Annotated in this window: 19 protein-coding genes and 1 pseudogene; 9 read left to right on the top strand and 11 right to left on the bottom strand. The window is 66.8% G+C overall.

What is annotated here, in order from left to right:
• The first annotated feature begins 15 nt into the window (after window positions 1–15).
• Entirely contained in the window at window positions 16–144 is a 129-nt protein-coding gene (locus H5395_RS18925; RefSeq protein ID WP_255440594.1) for a hypothetical protein, read from the top strand.
• Window positions 145–485: 341 nt separating this feature from the next.
• Here the strand turns inward: H5395_RS18925 and H5395_RS19470 are convergent.
• The 4 genes and pseudogenes from H5395_RS19470 to H5395_RS09850 all read right to left on the bottom strand — a co-directional run.
• Window positions 486–665: pseudogene (locus H5395_RS19470) on the bottom strand (TonB-dependent receptor plug domain-containing protein); the annotation flags it as partial.
• A 488-nt stretch (window positions 666–1,153) separates the two neighbouring features.
• Complete coding sequence (locus H5395_RS09860; RefSeq protein WP_182792403.1) at window positions 1,154–2,140, bottom strand: tripartite tricarboxylate transporter substrate binding protein; 987 nt, start codon at window positions 2,138–2,140, stop codon at window positions 1,154–1,156.
• A 114-nt stretch (window positions 2,141–2,254) separates the two neighbouring features.
• Window positions 2,255–2,542, bottom strand: a complete 288-nt coding sequence (locus H5395_RS09855; protein ID WP_182792402.1) for a GNAT family N-acetyltransferase — start codon at window positions 2,540–2,542, stop codon at window positions 2,255–2,257.
• Complete coding sequence (locus tag H5395_RS09850) at window positions 2,539–3,231, bottom strand: protein-L-isoaspartate(D-aspartate) O-methyltransferase (protein ID WP_182792401.1); 693 nt, start codon at window positions 3,229–3,231, stop codon at window positions 2,539–2,541. The genes H5395_RS09855 and H5395_RS09850 overlap by 4 nt, the downstream gene beginning before the upstream one ends.
• Before the next feature lie 131 nt (window positions 3,232–3,362).
• Between H5395_RS09850 and H5395_RS09845 the strand changes: the two genes are divergently transcribed.
• Together H5395_RS09845 and grxD are read left to right on the top strand one after the other, a co-directional pair.
• Window positions 3,363–3,605 (top strand): BolA/IbaG family iron-sulfur metabolism protein, encoded by a 243-nt coding sequence (locus H5395_RS09845; protein ID WP_182792400.1) that lies wholly within the window; start codon window positions 3,363–3,365, stop codon window positions 3,603–3,605.
• Window positions 3,606–3,633: 28 nt separating this feature from the next.
• A complete protein-coding gene (gene grxD / locus H5395_RS09840; protein WP_182792399.1) occupies window positions 3,634–3,996 on the top strand; it encodes a Grx4 family monothiol glutaredoxin in 363 nt (120 codons plus the stop codon).
• A 52-nt stretch (window positions 3,997–4,048) separates the two neighbouring features.
• Here the strand turns inward: grxD and H5395_RS09835 are convergent, their stop codons facing one another.
• Window positions 4,049–4,735 carry a phage holin family protein gene (locus H5395_RS09835; RefSeq protein WP_182792398.1) on the bottom strand — a complete coding sequence of 229 codons (687 nt, stop codon included), beginning with the start codon at window positions 4,733–4,735 and terminating at the stop codon, window positions 4,049–4,051.
• A 4-nt stretch (window positions 4,736–4,739) separates the two neighbouring features.
• A complete protein-coding gene (locus H5395_RS09830) occupies window positions 4,740–5,153 on the bottom strand; it encodes a YqjD family protein (RefSeq protein ID WP_182792397.1) in 414 nt (137 codons plus the stop codon).
• Window positions 5,154–5,362: 209 nt separating this feature from the next.
• Here H5395_RS09830 and H5395_RS09825 point away from each other — a divergent pair, with 209 nt between their 5' ends.
• Both H5395_RS09825 and H5395_RS09820 read left to right on the top strand, forming a co-directional pair.
• A complete protein-coding gene (locus H5395_RS09825) occupies window positions 5,363–5,920 on the top strand; it encodes an HdeD family acid-resistance protein (protein ID WP_182792396.1) in 558 nt (185 codons plus the stop codon).
• A 12-nt stretch (window positions 5,921–5,932) separates the two neighbouring features.
• Window positions 5,933–6,922, top strand: a complete 990-nt coding sequence (locus H5395_RS09820) for an MBL fold metallo-hydrolase (protein ID WP_182792395.1) — start codon at window positions 5,933–5,935, stop codon at window positions 6,920–6,922.
• Between the two features lie 4 nt (window positions 6,923–6,926).
• Here the strand turns inward: H5395_RS09820 and cls are convergent, their stop codons facing one another.
• The 4 genes from cls to H5395_RS09800 form a co-directional block, all read right to left on the bottom strand.
• Window positions 6,927–8,384 (bottom strand): cardiolipin synthase, encoded by a 1,458-nt coding sequence (cls, locus tag H5395_RS09815; protein ID WP_182792394.1) that lies wholly within the window; start codon window positions 8,382–8,384, stop codon window positions 6,927–6,929.
• Window positions 8,385–8,459: 75 nt separating this feature from the next.
• Complete coding sequence (locus H5395_RS09810; RefSeq protein WP_182792393.1) at window positions 8,460–9,281, bottom strand: formate/nitrite transporter family protein; 822 nt, start codon at window positions 9,279–9,281, stop codon at window positions 8,460–8,462.
• A 159-nt stretch (window positions 9,282–9,440) separates the two neighbouring features.
• Window positions 9,441–10,034 carry a peptidylprolyl isomerase gene (locus tag H5395_RS09805; protein WP_182792392.1) on the bottom strand — a complete coding sequence of 198 codons (594 nt, stop codon included), beginning with the start codon at window positions 10,032–10,034 and terminating at the stop codon, window positions 9,441–9,443.
• Window positions 10,027–10,533 carry a peptidylprolyl isomerase gene (locus H5395_RS09800; RefSeq protein ID WP_182792391.1) on the bottom strand — a complete coding sequence of 169 codons (507 nt, stop codon included), beginning with the start codon at window positions 10,531–10,533 and terminating at the stop codon, window positions 10,027–10,029. The genes H5395_RS09805 and H5395_RS09800 overlap by 8 nt, the downstream gene beginning before the upstream one ends.
• Window positions 10,534–10,703: 170 nt before the next feature.
• Between H5395_RS09800 and pgk the strand changes: the two genes are divergently transcribed.
• Window positions 10,704–11,906: a phosphoglycerate kinase gene (gene pgk, locus H5395_RS09795; RefSeq protein WP_182792390.1), complete on the top strand. Its 1,203-nt coding sequence runs from the start codon at window positions 10,704–10,706 to the stop codon at window positions 11,904–11,906.
• A gap of 59 nt (window positions 11,907–11,965) precedes the next feature.
• Here the strand turns inward: pgk and H5395_RS09790 are convergent, their stop codons facing one another.
• Window positions 11,966–12,190 (bottom strand): hypothetical protein, encoded by a 225-nt coding sequence (locus H5395_RS09790; protein ID WP_182792389.1) that lies wholly within the window; start codon window positions 12,188–12,190, stop codon window positions 11,966–11,968.
• A gap of 170 nt (window positions 12,191–12,360) precedes the next feature.
• Between H5395_RS09790 and H5395_RS09785 the strand changes: the two genes are divergently transcribed.
• From H5395_RS09785 to ftsY, 3 genes are all read left to right on the top strand, one after another.
• On the top strand, window positions 12,361–13,290 hold the full coding sequence (locus H5395_RS09785; protein ID WP_182792388.1) for a class I fructose-bisphosphate aldolase: 930 nt from the start codon (window positions 12,361–12,363) through the stop codon (window positions 13,288–13,290).
• An 88-nt stretch (window positions 13,291–13,378) separates the two neighbouring features.
• Complete coding sequence (locus H5395_RS09780) at window positions 13,379–14,062, top strand: MOSC domain-containing protein (RefSeq protein WP_182792387.1); 684 nt, start codon at window positions 13,379–13,381, stop codon at window positions 14,060–14,062.
• 144 nt (window positions 14,063–14,206) lie between these two features.
• On the top strand, window positions 14,207–15,292 hold the full coding sequence (gene ftsY, locus H5395_RS09775; RefSeq protein WP_182792386.1) for a signal recognition particle-docking protein FtsY: 1,086 nt from the start codon (window positions 14,207–14,209) through the stop codon (window positions 15,290–15,292).
• Window positions 15,293–15,402 lie beyond the last annotated feature (110 nt).

Genomic DNA, 15,402 nt, shown 5'->3' with positions numbered 1-15,402 from the left:
ACCCGAGGTCTTGCCATGGTCGAAGTTGTCGCGTTGAAACAGGGGACTGCCGTCGGGCGTGAACTCGCCGGTGCGCCGGACGCCAGCATGTCCTTGATGTCGTTGTGGAAGGCGGTGATCTCCCAGCCTGTGTCCGCACCCTGATAGTTCAACCCGATCTCGCAGTTGTCCGAGGTCCTGGGGTCAGTCCGGGTCGCCGATGATCGTGCGAGGTTGCGCAGGTCGAGCGCGCCCGGCCTGCCGAGAGGCTGAGGTTGTCGCGCGGCGGCCCCGAAACATGGGTGCCCTTCCTGGTGATGATGTTGATGACCTTGCCCATCGCGTCCGAGCCGTGAAACGTGGACATCGGTCCCAGCACGACCTTGATGCAGTCTCTGGCGTCTGGCGGGACGATCTTCAGGTCGCCTCCATAAGCTCCGGGCGAGGGTGTTGCGGGTGCTGACCCGCTTGCCGTCGATCAGCCTCAGCGTGCGGCTGCTGGAAAGGCCCCGGAAAGACACGCCCGAGTTGCCGTCGTTGCTGCAAGTCAGGTTCCGCCTCGGCCTAGTCAGCAGCAGGTCGCGAATATCGCGTGCGCCGCTGGTCTGGATCACCTTCTGGTCGATCACCGTGATCGAGGAGGGGGCGTTCTGCACCGAGGTCGCGATGGACGGGATCGAGGTCATCAGGATCTCGTCCAGCGCGATGTTCTCGACGACTTCCTGCGCATGGGCGACAGGCGCGCAGACGATGTCAGCGCCGTTACGGAAAGAAGAGGCGAGCGGAGGCGGCGATCAGGGGCATCGCGATGCGGCATGTGACAACCTTCGACATGGGTAAAGATTCTGCCTGAGTGATGACGAAGATCGCCGGATGCCTTGGTAATTCAGTCTGCTTCTGGCAGGGTCAGCTCCGGTGAAGGTCGAAATCCATAATAAAAACAGTATGATGCCAAATCAGTCACATCAGCGCGGGGATGCTGAAGATGACCCTTCATGGGCAATGGACGTTTCGGCAAGGCTGCTGCGGTGAAGGTCCGCGCTGCCCCGGGCCGAGCGTTCCTCCGCATTGCCTAAGATCGCGAAGGCGGCCATCCAGGGCATACAGGGGAAACCCGGGGGCCGTTGTCCCTTCCCGAAAGATCGCGGTGCCATCGGTCCGCTACGGCGAAGGCTCAGTCGGCTGCGGCGATCCTGTCGATCATCGTGCCCCAAAGGACTGTGTCGGCCTCGATCCGCGCGGCCAGGTCGGCGGGCGTGCCGCCCTGGGCCTGCCATCCCGTCCCAAGCAGTTCTTCCTGCAGGGCAGGATCGGCAAGGATGTCGTTGATCATGGCATTCAGTCGCCGGATCACCTGGGGGTCGGTCCCGGCGGGGGCGATGATGGCGTTCCACAGCTCGGCACCGAAATCGTCGGGCAGGCCCGCCTGCCCCGCCATCACCGGCGCTTCGGGCATCTGCGGGGAGGCCTCGGCACAGGTGGCGCCAAGGATTCGCATCGTGCCGGACTCGACATGGGGCAGCGCGGCCGAGGGCGCCATGAAGCCCGCCTCGATGGCGTTCTCGAGGATGGAACTGGTGACCTCGGCGTAGCTGGCAAGGGGGACATGCCGCATCTCGATGCCCGCCGCCGCTGCGAAAAGCTCGGCGGTCAGATGGGCGGCCGACCCTTGCCCGACCGAGCCGTAGCGGATCGTCCCGGATTCGGCCTGCGCGGCCCTGACGAAGCCGGAAACATCCGTGTAGGCAGCATCAGTCGACACCGCCAGGACCAGCGGCGAGGTCGCGATCAGCGCCACGGGCGCGATGTCGGCCACCACGTCATAGCCCGGGTCCGACATCAATCGCGGAGAGGCTGTCAACGGCCCGTTGCTGGTGATCGCGAAAGCGTGGTTGTCAGGAGATGCGGCCAGCATCTGCCGGATGCCGGCGACACCGCTCTCGCCCTCGTTGTTCTCGACCACCACCGGCTGCCCCAGCCGCTTGGACAAGGGCCCGGCGATCAGCCGGGCCAGCGTGTCGGGTGACGAACCCGTTTGAAATCCGACATGAAGATGCACCGGGCCGGTCGGCCACGATTTTTCATGCGCCGTGGCGGCAATCGGCGGAAGGGCAAGAGCCAGAGCGGCGGCCAGGATGGTGCGGCGGGTTGAAATCAGCATCGGTCGGTCCTGAAGTCGTCAACGCCCGGTTGCGCGCGGCAGGACTGGGCGGGCGGACCCTCGGATATTCGGGATGAATGGGTCAACCCTCGAAGCGCGGAAAACTGTTTGCGTTCAATGCGGCAGAATGTCGTGCCATTCCGGGTGGCGGCGGAACTGCGCGGCGGCAAAGCTGCAAAGCGGCAGCAGCCTGCGCCCGTTCGCGCGGGCGTCCTCGACGGCGCGGGCCACCAGCGCCTGCCCGACCGATTGGCCGCGCAGCTCGGGCGGGACAAAGGTGTGGTCGATGATGTCGATGCTGTCCGACGCGGTCCAGGTCATCTCGGCCTCGGCGCCGTCCAGCCGGGCGACATAGCGTCCGCCCTTGTCGCTTTCCTCGCGTTCGATCTGCAATCCGGTCATTGGGATGTCCCTTCGTTTCTGCGATGTTCATGTGGCAACCGGATGTCCTCGGTGAATCCCTCGGCCCCGATGAGTGGGACAAAGGCGACGGCCCCAAGGTCATCCCGTTCGATGCCTCCCCGGGTCCGACGCAGGCGCAGCAGCCGCTGCATCGCGTGTCGCGGCCCGACCGGCATCACCAGCCGACCGCCCGGCGCAAGCTGCGCCAGCAGGGCGGGCGGCACCTCGGGTCCGGCCGCGGCGACCAGGATCGCATCGAACGCGCCCTTTTCGGGCCAGCCCCGCGAGCCGTCGTCATGGCGGATCTCGATGTTTTCATAGCCGAGCCGCGCCAGCCGCTCTCGCGCCGCCGCGGCCAGCGGTCCGATGCGCTCGACGGCTATGACCTCTCGCGCCAGCCTGCCGGCCACGGCGGCGGCATAGCCGGAACCCGCGCCGATCTCGAGCACGCGGTCGTCCGGGCTGATCTCGGCCGCTTCAAGCATCGCCGCGACGATATAGGGCTGCGAAATCGTCTGCCCCTCGCCGATCGGAAGCGGGCGGTCGGCATAGGCATCGGCGCCGCTGCCCGGCACAAAGGCCTCGCGCGGGACATGCCGCATCGCCTCCAGCACCCGGGGGTCGCGGACGCCGCGCGCCTCGATCTGGGTGGCGACCATCTGCAGCCGTTCCTGCCTGCGGTCCGACATCGTGCAGCCTTCCATAACCCGGTGACACGGGATCAACGACCGTCCGGCCGCCGCGTTCCCGGCGCGCCCCTTGCACCCCCCCTCCCTCCGGCCTAAGTCAGACGGCAGCAGAGGAACCCGGAGGTTGTGACATGGCGATCGAAGCCTACGAGATCGAAACGTTGATCCGCGAGGCTTTTCCGTCGGCCCAGATCACGATCACCGACCTTGCGGGCGACGGGAACCACTATGCCGCCGAGGTCGTCGATGAAAGCTTCCGCGGCAAGAACCGGGTCCAGCAGCAGCGCATGGTCTATGCTGCGCTGAAGGGCCGCATGGACGGCCCGACCGGGGCGCTGCACGCGCTGGCGCTGACGACCAAGGCACCCGACTGATCGCAACTTGCTTGGGGACATACCCGAAATGACCGACACCCGCACCGCAATCCAGGAACTGATCGACAACAACGATGTCGTGCTGTTCATGAAGGGCACGCGCGAGGTTCCGCAATGCGGATTCTCAAGCCGCGTCGCTGGCGTGCTGAACTACATGGGCGTGGCCTACCGCGACGTGAACGTGCTTTCCAGCGACGACATGCGGCAGGGCATCAAGGATTTCTCGGACTGGCCGACCGTGCCGCAGCTTTACGTCAAGGGCGAATTCGTCGGCGGCTGCGACATCATCACCGAGATGACGCTGTCGGGCGAACTCGACCAGCTTCTGGATCGCACCGGGGTCGCCTATGACAAGCAGGCTGCCGACAAGATCCGCGAAGCCAATAGCTGAACAGGATTTCCGCAGGAAAAAAGGGCCGCAATCCGCGGCCCTTTTTCATGTCTCAGACGTAGCGGTCGTCGTCGCGGTACTGGTCATCGTCGTCATACGGGTCGTAATCGTGGCGGTCGTCCGACTGGCGGCGGCCCTTGACCCGGTTGGCGATGGCGATCCCGATCGCGAAGGCGCTGAGCAGCGGCGGTATCGTGGCCATGTCCGAATGCTTGACGCGGTCCACGGTGTTCTGCGCCTCGGCCAAGAAGCCCGGCGTCAGACCGACCTTCTGTGCCGCCTGCCCGGCGACATTGCGGGTGAACCCCTGGACCTTCGCCTCGGCGTCGCTGGCGAACTTCTCGGCCTTGTAGGCCGCATTGTCCATCAGCGTGTGCACCTTGTTCTCGACGGTGTCCACGACCTCGGTCGCCTTGACGCGGGCCTTTTCCAGCGCCGCGTCGGTGGCGAGGCTCAGCCGCGTCTCGACCTCGGCCTTCAGCTCGTCGGTGCTGGGCACCGGGTGCTCGACCTTCTTCGACATCGACAGAAGCACGACGCCGATGATCACGAACAGGAGGCCGATGGCAAGCGAGGCCCCCAGCGGGCCCCAGCCGAGGTTGCGCGCAAGGAACGTCCACAACGCCGCCAGCAGGAAGCCCGCCGCCAGTGCGAAGACGGCGCCGGCGGCCGCCTTCATGGCGACCCTCCGGCCCGCGTCGCTCAGCGCGAGCTGCATGTTGCGCGCGTAATCGAACATCGGATCAGCGACGCGCGAGGATCAGGCCGACGAGAAAGCCGATGCCGGCCGCGATGCCCAGCGCCTGCGCGGGCTTGCGGCGGACCATGTCCGACATCTCGTCGTAATAATCGCCGGCATATTCCGCCACCTCATGGGCGCGGCGCTCGCCTTCGCGATACAGGCGGTCAGCCTCGGACTTGGCGCGGTCCACATACTCGGCGCCACGCTCCTTGGCCGTGTTTGCCACGTCAGCGGCGACGCTCTTGATCTTGTCGGCGTTGGTGTTGCCGGTGGCCTCGTTCCACGCGTCCTTGGCGTCGTCGGCCAGCTTGTTGACGCCGTGCTTCACATCCTTGGCAGTATCCTGCGCGGCGTCCTTCACGTCCTTGGCGGCCTGGTTCATGTCGTTCTGGGCGTTGGTGGGGTTGTTGGCCATCTTCGGTGTCCTTTCGAAAGGGCAGTTGCTTATGGCACCTGAACAAACCCCGCCGGGGTTTCGTTCCATGGTCGTGACGAAGATCGGGATGCCACGATCCCCAAGGGGTTGGAACGCCCCGACAGTTCTCATCGTTGATCCTGTGACAGCCTGCAGGTTGCCGACGCCCTTGTATCCTGCAGCATGAACATGAAGGGAGTCCCCGGGCCATGACCGACATCACCGCCAACGCCGAACGCGACGCCGAGACGCTGCGCAGCAGAAGGGGCTGGTTCATCGTCCTGGGCATCGCGCTGATCGCCCTCGGCATCATCGCCTTCGCCAACCTGTATGTCGCCACTGTCGCCACCGTCTATTATGTGGGCATCCTGATGATCGCCGGGGCCGTGGCGCAGATGGTCATGGCCTTTGGCGTCAAGGGCTGGACACGGGCGATCTTCCTGATCGGCGCTGCCATCCTTTACGGGCTGGCGGGGCTCTTCGCCTTCATGGACCCGCTGCTGGCCTCCACCGTCATCACGCTGCTGCTGGCGGCCATGCTGATCGCCTCGGGGATCGTGCGGATCGTGCTTGCCATGCGTGAACGGCCGCGCAAGGGCTGGGGCTGGGTGCTGGCAATGGGCATCCTCAGCATCATCGTGGCGCTGGTCGTGATGGCCGGATGGCCGGTCAACAGCCTGTGGATTCTGGGGCTGTTCCTGTCGGTGGACCTGATCTCGCAGGGTCTGGGCTGGCTTTTCGTGGGCATCGGCCTCGGCCGGGTCTGAGGCCCCCCGCCCATGCCGCGCAATCCGTTCTACAGTGGCCCGGTGTCCGACCATTTCGACGGGCTGCGCTTTCATTCCCCCCGGGAACCCGAGGCCAACAGCCTGCTTGAGCTTGCCTGGATGAACGCGGTCAAGACGGCGCGCTTCTGGCCGCCCGTCACCCCCGAGCCGCGCTTCGACCGCCCGCCGCAGCGGCATGGCGGGCTGCGGATCGCGATGATTGGCCATGCCAGCCTGCTGGTGCAGGTGGCGGGGACGAACCTGCTGGTCGACCCCGTCTATGCCGACCGGCTGGGACCTGTCCCCGGCACCGGCCCGCGCCGGGCGCAGCCGCCGGGCATCCGCTTCGACGACCTGCCGCCGATCGACGCGATCCTGCTGACCCACAACCATTACGACCACATGGACATCCCCGCGCTGATCCGCCTGTCGCGCCGGTGGGAGCCGAGGATCATTGCGCCCCTGGGCAATGACGTGCTGATCCACCGCCATGATCCGGGCGCCGGGGTCGAAGCCTATGACTGGGGCGAGACGGCCGTGTTGTCGCCCCGCCTTGCCGTTCATCTGGAACCGGCCTTCCACTGGTCGGGGCGCGGCGTGGCGGACCGGCGGATGACGCTGTGGTGTTCCTTTGTCCTGACCAGTCCCGGCGGGGGCGTCCTTTATCATGTCGGCGACACCGCCTATGGCGACGGCAGGATCTTCCCCCGTATCCCGGAACGCTTCGGCCGGCCTGACGTGGCGATCCTGCCCATCGGCGCCTATGAGCCGCGCTGGTTCATGCAGGCCCAGCATGTCAATCCGAACGAGGCCGTGCAGATCATGCTGGATACCGGCGCCCGCCGCGCCTTCGGCCATCACTGGGGCACCTTTCAGATGACCTACGAGGCGCAGGAAGAACCCTGCCACGAACTCCGCCGGGTGCTGGACGCCCGTGGCCTTCCCCGCCGGTGCTTCCAGCCGCTCAGCCCCGGCGAGGCGGTCGAGCTTCCCTGGCGCTGAGCCGTCACATCAGCGGGGAAAACAGCCGCGCGACCGAATCGCGAAAGCGCAGCGCGGCGTTGCGGCTGCGGTATTCCTCGGCCGTGAAGGCGCGGCAGTGCCTGCTGTCCTCAAGGAACGCCCTTTCAAGCTGTTCCGACAGCCCGGCGTCATAGATCACCGCGTTCAGTTCATAGTTGATGCTGAAGCTGCGGATGTCGATGTTGGCCGAGCCGACCGAACAGACCACCCCATCGGTGATGACCGTCTTGGCGTGCATGTAGCCCGGTTCATACAGCAGCACGCTGGCGCCCGAGGCGGCGATCTCCTCCATGTAGGTGTTGGCGGCCCAGTAGGGCACATGCTGGTTGGTGCCGCGCTCGCTGATCATCACCCGCACGTCGACGCCCGACAGCGCCGCCGCCTTCAGCGCCTCCGAGATGCTGGTGTCGAGGATGAAGAAGGGCGACTGCATGTAGACGCGCTTGCGGGCGCTGGTGATCATGGCGAAGTAAAGCTGGCGGATCGCTTGCCATTCGGAATCCGGCCCCGACAGCGTCATCTGCACCGGCAGATGCGCATCGGCCAGCCGGTCGGTCGCGGGCGAGAAGTTTTCGGGCCGGAAAAGGTCCTCGCCGGTGGCGTTGTGCCAGTCCACGGCGAAAACCGCCTGCAGCAGCGTCGCGGCCGAGCCCACGACGCGGATGTTGGTGTCGCGCCAGGTCTCGAAGCCTTCGGGCGGCCTGATATGCTCGCACCCGATGTTCAGCCCGCCCGTGTGGCCGACCACCCCGTCGAAGACCGCGATCTTGCGGTGGTTGCGATAGGAAATGGTGTGGACGCGCCATAGCTTCGAAAAGGGCTCCATCCTGATGCCCGCCGCGCGCATCTTCCTGATGAGACGCCGCTTGAGCATGAAGAGCGAGCCGACCGGGTCGTAGATGATGCGCACATCCACGCCCTCGGCGGCCTTGGCGGACAGGATCTCGTAAAGCTCGTCGGCCAGCGCGTCGGTGTTCCAGCTGAAATACTGCAGGTGGATGGACTGGCGTGCCGCCTTCATGTCCTCGATCAGCGGCGGATAGGCCTCTTTCGCGTCATGCAGGATGCGAACCTCGTTGCGGGTGGTGATCGTCGAATGGCTGGTGTTGTAGACAAGCTGCGCCAGCGTGCGCCCCGACCCGCCGTTCGCGTCCATGCGGGCCACCGCCCGCTCGTGTTCCGGCGCGAGTGCCGCGAATACCGGGTTCAGCCGGTCGGCAAGTTCCTGGCGCATCAGGTTGCCGGTCTGGCCGAAATCCTGGTGCTTGCGCCCGAACAGCAGGTAGACGACCACGCCGAGGCCGGGCAGAACGAAGAACAGCAGCATCCAGGCGAAGGTCGCGCTGGGGCGGCGGTTCTCTGAGATGATGTAGGTCACGGTGACGACGAGATAGCCGGCGAAGGCTACGGACAGGATGGTGGTCATCGTCGCCTGCATCATGTCTTTCCTGATGTTCCCGCCGGTTCATATTGGCGGCGCGCCGGACCAAGGGCCAGCGGCTTCTGGCGGCGGAACTCAGCCGTCGCGGTCATAGGCGAACCAGTAGCAGCCGGCGATCAACCCGCCGCCCACGATGTTGCCCAGCGTGGCCCAGAACAGGTTGGCCGCCATCCCGCCCATCCCCAACGAGGGGTCGGCCCCGGCGGCGGGGTCCAGCCACATCACCCCCAGTCCCATCGGGATCAGCGACATGTTGGCGACGGAATGTTCCAGTCCCGCCGCCACGAAGGCCGCGATCGGCGGCACCAGCGCCAGGATCTTGCCCTGCGTGGTGCGGGCGGCATAGCTCATCCACACCGCAAGGCAGACCAGCATGTTGGCCAGGATGCCCGAGGCGAATGTCGCCCCCGCCGACTTGGCCGTCTTCTGCCCGGCGACCTCCAGCGCGGCCGAGGCCAGCAACCCCTCGCCCGCCTCATGCCCGCCGGCGGCGATGAACAGGACCACCACGAAGACCGAGCCCGCGAGATTGCCGGTCCATGCCAGCGCCCAGGCGCGCCCGATCGCGGAAAACGAGGACTGCCCCTTGAACAGCCGCCCCAGCATGAGGGTGTTGCCGGTGAACAGCTCGGCCCCTGCCACCAGCACCAGGATCAGGCCCAGCGAAAAGGCAAGTCCCGCCCCCACCTGCAGGATGCCGAAGGGAACCGACCCTTCGGGAACCGCCATCACCACGAGAAAGGCGACCGAGCCGAAGGCGATGAACACGCCGGCAAGAAACCCAAGCACCAGCGTTTCCGCAGCCCCGAGATCAAGCGCATCCCCATAGCTGTCACGGGCTTCCGCCGGCAGATCGGGTGGCGCATGGTCGTCGATCTTCTTTCCGGCTTCGCTCACCCTCTGTCCTCCTTGGCCTCTGGTCCGAACCGATGGCGGGGAAGAGGGTTCCGAGCGGATGAGGCCGCTGGCGCGCATGTGAGGGAAAGACCGGGATTTTCCGTGGCGCGCGCCACCCGGAAACGAAGAACCCCCGCCGCGGCGGGGGTTCCATGGGGATCACTCGGCGATGGTGACGCGCGCCATGTAGTCGGGTTCTTCGACCGCGCCATTGGCGTTCGAGTCGCCCTTCTTGATCGCGTTCAGCACGTCCCAGCCTTCGACAAGCTGGCCCACCACGGTGTATTGTCCGTCAAGGAACGGCGCCGGGGCAAGGTCGATGAAGAACTGGCTGTTGGCGCTGTCCGGGTCCTGGCTGCGGGCCATGCCCACGGTGCCGGCCTGGAAGCTTTCGTCATTGAATTCGGCCTTCAGGTCCGGCAGGTCCGACCCGCCCATGCCGGCGCGAGAAAGGTCCGCGCCCTGCTTGCCGAATTCGGTATCGCCTGTCTGGGCCATGAAGCCGTCGATCACGCGATGGAAGACGACGCCATCATAGGCGCCCTGCTGCGCCAGTGTTACCAGCCGCTCGACATGGTTCGGGGCCTTGTCGGCCAGCAGGTCCAGCACGATCGTGCCCTTGGCGTTGCCGGCGGCATCCGCGACCTCGATCACCATGTTGGGACCGGGACCATCGGTGGCCTGCGGGGCGTCCTGCGCGGCGGCCATGCCCCCGGACAGGATCAGGGCAGAAGAGATCAGCAGCTTACGCATCGGCGGCAACCTTCATCGAGATCATGCGGTCCGGGTTCGCCGGCGGCTCGCCGCGGGCGATCTTGTCCACGTGCTCCATCCCCTCGATCACCTGGCCGTAGACGGTGTATTGGCCGTTCAGGAAATCGTTGTCCTTGAAGTTGATGAAGAACTGGCTGTTGGCGCTGTTGGGGCTCTGCGACCGCGCCGCCCCGATGGTGCCGCGGGCGTGCGGCAGTTTCGAGAACTCGGCCGGCAAGTCCGGCATGTCCGACCCGCCGGTGCCCGCACGGCCGGGGTTGTAGTCCTTTTCCATGTTGGCGTGCTGGACGTCGCCGGTCTGGGCCATGAAACCCTCGATCACGCGGTGAAAGGCCACGTTGTCGTATTTGCCGGCGCGGGCCAGTTCCTTCATCCGGGCTGTGTGCTTGGGGGCGACGTCGGGCAGAAGCTCGACCACCACGCGGCCGTCCTTCAGCTCGATGATGATCGTGTTCTCCGGGTCCTTGATCTCGGCCATCGGGGTTCCTTTCGTTTCTGCGGCGCCGGTCTAGGCGGGCCGCGGCACCGACGCAACGCCTGACGCCCCGCATGGGTCCGCCATGGACAGGGGCGGTTGACGCAGAGTTGACGCGCCGTCACCCTTTGGCGACAAGCACGGACAAATCCTCAAGGCAGGAAGGATGCCCGATGGCGCGCTTCAATACCATTGACGACATGGACCTGGACGGAAAGGTCGTCCTGACCCGCGTGGACGTGAACGTGCCGGTCGAGGGTGGCCGAGTCACCGATGCAACACGGATCGAGAAGATCGTGCCGACCGTCAAGGCGATCCAGGGCAAGGGCGGCATCCCCGTCCTGCTGGCCCATTTCGACCGGCCAAAGGGCAAGCGCGTCGATGAGATGAGTCTCCAGCAGATCCTGCCCGCGCTGGAACAGGCGCTCGGCCAGCCCGTCGCCTTCGCCGATGAGGCGATCGGCGGCGATGCCAAGCGCGCGGTCGCCGCGCTGAAGCCGGGCGACGTGCTGCTGCTGGAAAACACCCGCTTCTATCCGGGCGAGGAGGAGAACGACCAGACCTTCACCGCCTCGCTGGCAGCGCTTGGCCAGGCCTATGTGAACGACGCCTTCTCGGCCGCGCACCGGGCCCATGCCTCGACCGAGGGGCTGGCGCGGCTGATGCCCGCCGGGGCCGGCAAGCTGATGGAGGCCGAGCTGAATGCGCTGGACGCCGCGCTGGGCACGCCCGAGCGACCGGTCGTCGCCATCGTCGGCGGGGCCAAGGTCTCGACCAAGCTGGACCTGCTGTCGAACCTGATCTCCAAGGTCGATCATCTGGTGATCGGCGGCGGCATGGCCAACACCTTCTTGGTGGCCCAGGGCATCGAGGTCGGGAAAAGCCTGGCCGAGCGCGACATGGCCGACACCGCCCGCGAGATCCTGTCGCGGGCGCAGGGAGAAGGCTGCACCATCCACCTGCCGGTCGATGTCGTGATCGCCCGCGAGTTCGCCGCCAACGCCCCCAGCGAGGTGGTCCCCGCCAACGCCTGCCCCGCCGATGCGATGATCCTCGACGCAGGCCCGCAGACGGTGGCGAAGATCCGCGAGGTCTTCGGCCAGTGCCGGACGCTGATCTGGAACGGCCCGCTCGGCGCCTTCGAGATCGAGCCGTTCGACGCGGCGACCAACGCCGCCGCAAAGGTGGCCGCCGAGATGACGCGGGCGGGCCAGTTGATCTCGGTCGCGGGCGGCGGAGACACGGTCGCGGCGCTGAACAAGGCGGGGGTGGCGGGTGACTTCACCTTCATCTCGACCGCGGGCGGTGCCTTCCTTGAATGGATGGAAGGCAAGGACTTGCCCGGCGTGGCCGCGCTGATCGCTTCGAAGCGCTGAGAACGGCTGCCGCAAGGCGCAAGGGCGGCCCGGCGGCCGCCCTTTTCATGGATGGTGGATCAGTTGCTGGCCGGCGGCGCTGCGTCCGTGCTGGTGGCGCCGTCCGACTGCAGGGCGTCGGTGCCGGGCGCGATGATCTCGACATCGCCGGTCTCAGGGTCGCCGCCCATCGGCGCGAACAGCAGTAAGGCGACCACCGCCAGCCCGATTGCGACGGCGATGGCCCAGATCGCCGGCCGATGGCGGCGGGCGGAACGCCCTGGAATGTTGTCGTTGTGGGACATGGGATGCCTTTCTTCCCGATGGCTCTGCTTTCGGCACGGTAACGTTGCTCGAAGGCGCCCCGTTCCGCCCGCCGATCCGTGCGGAACGGACCCGTTAGCGCAACCGCCCTTTCGTTCCCGCACTTGTCTGATATGGGAACGCCGACAATGACCAACGCGGAGCCAGCCCGATGCAGATGACCGACACCGTCAAGAAGATCCTTGCCAATTACGAGAGCGAGAACCCCGGGGTGAAGGGCAACCTGGCCCGGATGCTGATGACCGGGAAACTTGCCGGCACCGGCAAGATGATCATCCTGCCCGTGGACCAGGGCTTCGAGCACGGCCCCGCGCGGTCCTTTGCCAAGAACCCGCTGGGCTATGATCCCCATTACCACTACAAGCTGGCGATCGACGCAGGCCTGAACGCCTATGCCGCGCCGCTGGGGATGATCGAGGCGGGGGCCGACACCTTTGCAGGCCAGATCCCGACGATCCTGAAATGCAACAGCGCCAACTCGCTGATGAGCGACACGGCTGGCAAGAACCAGGCCGTTGTCGCCACCGTGCGGGACGCGGCGCGGCTGGGCTGCGCGGCCATCGGCTTCACCATCTATCCCGGCTCGGACATGGCGCTGGACATGTTCGAGGAGATTTCCGAAATGCGGGCCGAGGCTGCGGCCTATGGCATCCCGACGGTGATCTGGTCCTATCCGCGCGGCGAGGCGATCAGCAAGGACGGCGAAACCGCCATCGACATCGCGGCCTATGCCGCCCAGATCGCGGCGCTGCTGGGCGCCCATGTCATCAAGATCAAGCTGTCCACCGACCATCTTGAGAACAAGGACGCGAAGAAGGTCTACCAGGATCAGGGCATCGACATTTCCACGCAGGCCGCCCGTGTGCGTCACTGCATGGACGCGGCCTTCGGCGGCCGCCGGATCGTGATCTTCTCGGGAGGTGCTGCCAAGGGTTCGGACGCGGTCTACGAGGATGCCCGCGCGATCCGCGACGGCGGCGGCAACGGCTCGATCATCGGCCGCAACAGCTTCCAGCGTTCGCGCGAGGATGCGCTGGAGATGCTGGGCAAGCTGGTCGACATCTATCTCGACAAGGCCTGATCGCGACCGGCACGGGGCTTTGCCCCGCCGCCGGACCAAGGCATGAAGGGGCGGCGCAACCTGCCGCCCCTTTTTCACGAGCGTTCCGATGATCCCTCTCGGCCCCATCCGCATCGGCGGGGTCGCGCCCATCGCGCCGGGCGTTCTCAGCGCCATCGGCAAGCATCCCATGGACCGGCCTCTGTGGCTGGGGACCGAGGGCTTCGAGGGCGACGCCCAAGCCGATCCCCGCCACGGCGGACCGGAGAAGGCTGTCCATCACTATGATGCGGGCCACTGTCCGTCGTGGCGCGCGGATCTGGGCGACCTGCCGCAACTCGCCCCCGGCGGCTTCGGCGAGAACCTGTCGAGCCTCGGGCTGACGGAATCCGGCGTCGCCGTGGGCGACCGCTTCCGTCTGGGCGCCGCGCTGGTCGAGGTGTCGCAGGCCCGCCAGCCCTGCTGGAAGCTGAACATCCGCTTTGGCATTCCCGACATGGCCCGCCGCGTGCAGGACAGCGCCCGCACCGGCTGGTATTACCGGGTGATCGAACCGGGCATGGTCGCGCCGGGCGACGGGCTGGTGCTGGCGGACCGCCGCGCCCCCGACTGGACGCTGGACCGGCTGTGGCACGTCCTTTACCGCGACCGGCTGAACCGGGCGGAACTGGCGGCCATGGCGGAACTGGCGGTGCTGTCCGAGGGCTGGCGGGCGCTGGCCCGTCGGCGGCTGGACAACATGGCGGTCGAGGACTGGACCGCGCGGCTGAAGGGACAGCGCGACGGCGGGTGAACGCGCCCCCGTGCCGCGCCGAAGGTCTATGCAGGGCGCCCACGGTTCCTCTTGCTCAGGATGAGCTTCGGCCACCCCGGCGCTGCCCTTCCCCTTTCGCGCCCGAAGCCCTAGTTTCCGCAGCACAACGAAAGGTGGCCCGGCATGTCGTTCTTTTCCAAGCTGCGCGAGCGTCTGACGAAGTCCTCGTCGAAGATCGGCGGTGGACTTGACAGCCTTGTCGCGGACCATGCCGACCAGTCGCCCCCGCCCGCCGAGCAACCCGCCCCGCGCAGGATCGAGCCTGTGCCCGCCGCCCCCGCTGCGTCCCCGCAGCCCGCAGCCGCCCCCCAGCCGACTGAATCCCGCCCCGGCCTGATGGGCCGCCTGTTCGGCCGCACCGAGACCGCCCCTGCCGAGGCGCGGCGCGAGCTTGACGATGCGATGCTGGAGGAACTGGAGGATATGCTGATCTCGGCCGACATGGGCACCGACACCGCACTGCGGGTGACCGCGAACATCGCCGAAGGCCGCATGGGCCGCCGCATCAGCGCGACCGAACTCAAGCAGGCTTTGGCCGACGAGGTGACGCGGATCATGACCCCCGTCGCGCGTCCGCTGCCGCTGTATCCGAAGAAGCCGCAGGTCGTGCTGGTGGTGGGCGTCAACGGCTCGGGCAAGACCACGACCATCGGCAAGCTTGCCAGCCAGCTCAAGGCCGCCGGCAAGAACGTCGTGATCGCGGCGGGCGACACCTTCCGTGCGGCGGCGGTCGAGCAGTTGCAGGTCTGGGGAAGCCGCGCGGGCGTGCCGGTGATGGTGGCGGCGCAGGGCTCGGACCCGGCGAGCCTCGCTTGGGACGCGATGACGCGGGCCGAGGCGGACGGGGCCGATCTGTTGCTGATCGACACCGCGGGCCGCTTGCAGAACCGCGCCGACCTGATGGAGGAACTGGCCAAGATCGTCCGCGTCATCCGCAAGAAGGATCCCTCGGCGCCCCACAACACCCTTCTGGTGCTGGACGCGACCACTGGCCAGAACGCGCTGAGCCAGGTGGAAACCTTCCGCAAGCTGGCAGACGTGTCGGGACTGGTGATGACCAAGCTGGACGGCACCGCGCGCGGCGGCGTGCTGGTGGCGCTGGCCGACAGGTTCGGCCTGCCGATCCATGCCATCGGCGTGGGCGAGCAGATCGACGATCTCGACGCCTTCGAGCCGAGCGAGTTCGCGCGGGCGCTGGTGGGCCTGTAATCTCAGGCAGCACCACGGACCCTGAAATCGCTGCCGCGCGGCAGACGGGGCATCTTCCGCAACCGTGACGCACGGGCGGAACCAGCCGGCGCCTGCGCGCCGGCCGTTCT

This window comes from Paracoccus sp. MC1854, from assembly GCF_014164635.1.
Lineage (GTDB): Bacteria > Pseudomonadota > Alphaproteobacteria > Rhodobacterales > Rhodobacteraceae > Paracoccus.
This window is presented reverse-complemented; position numbering and strand designations above follow the sequence as displayed.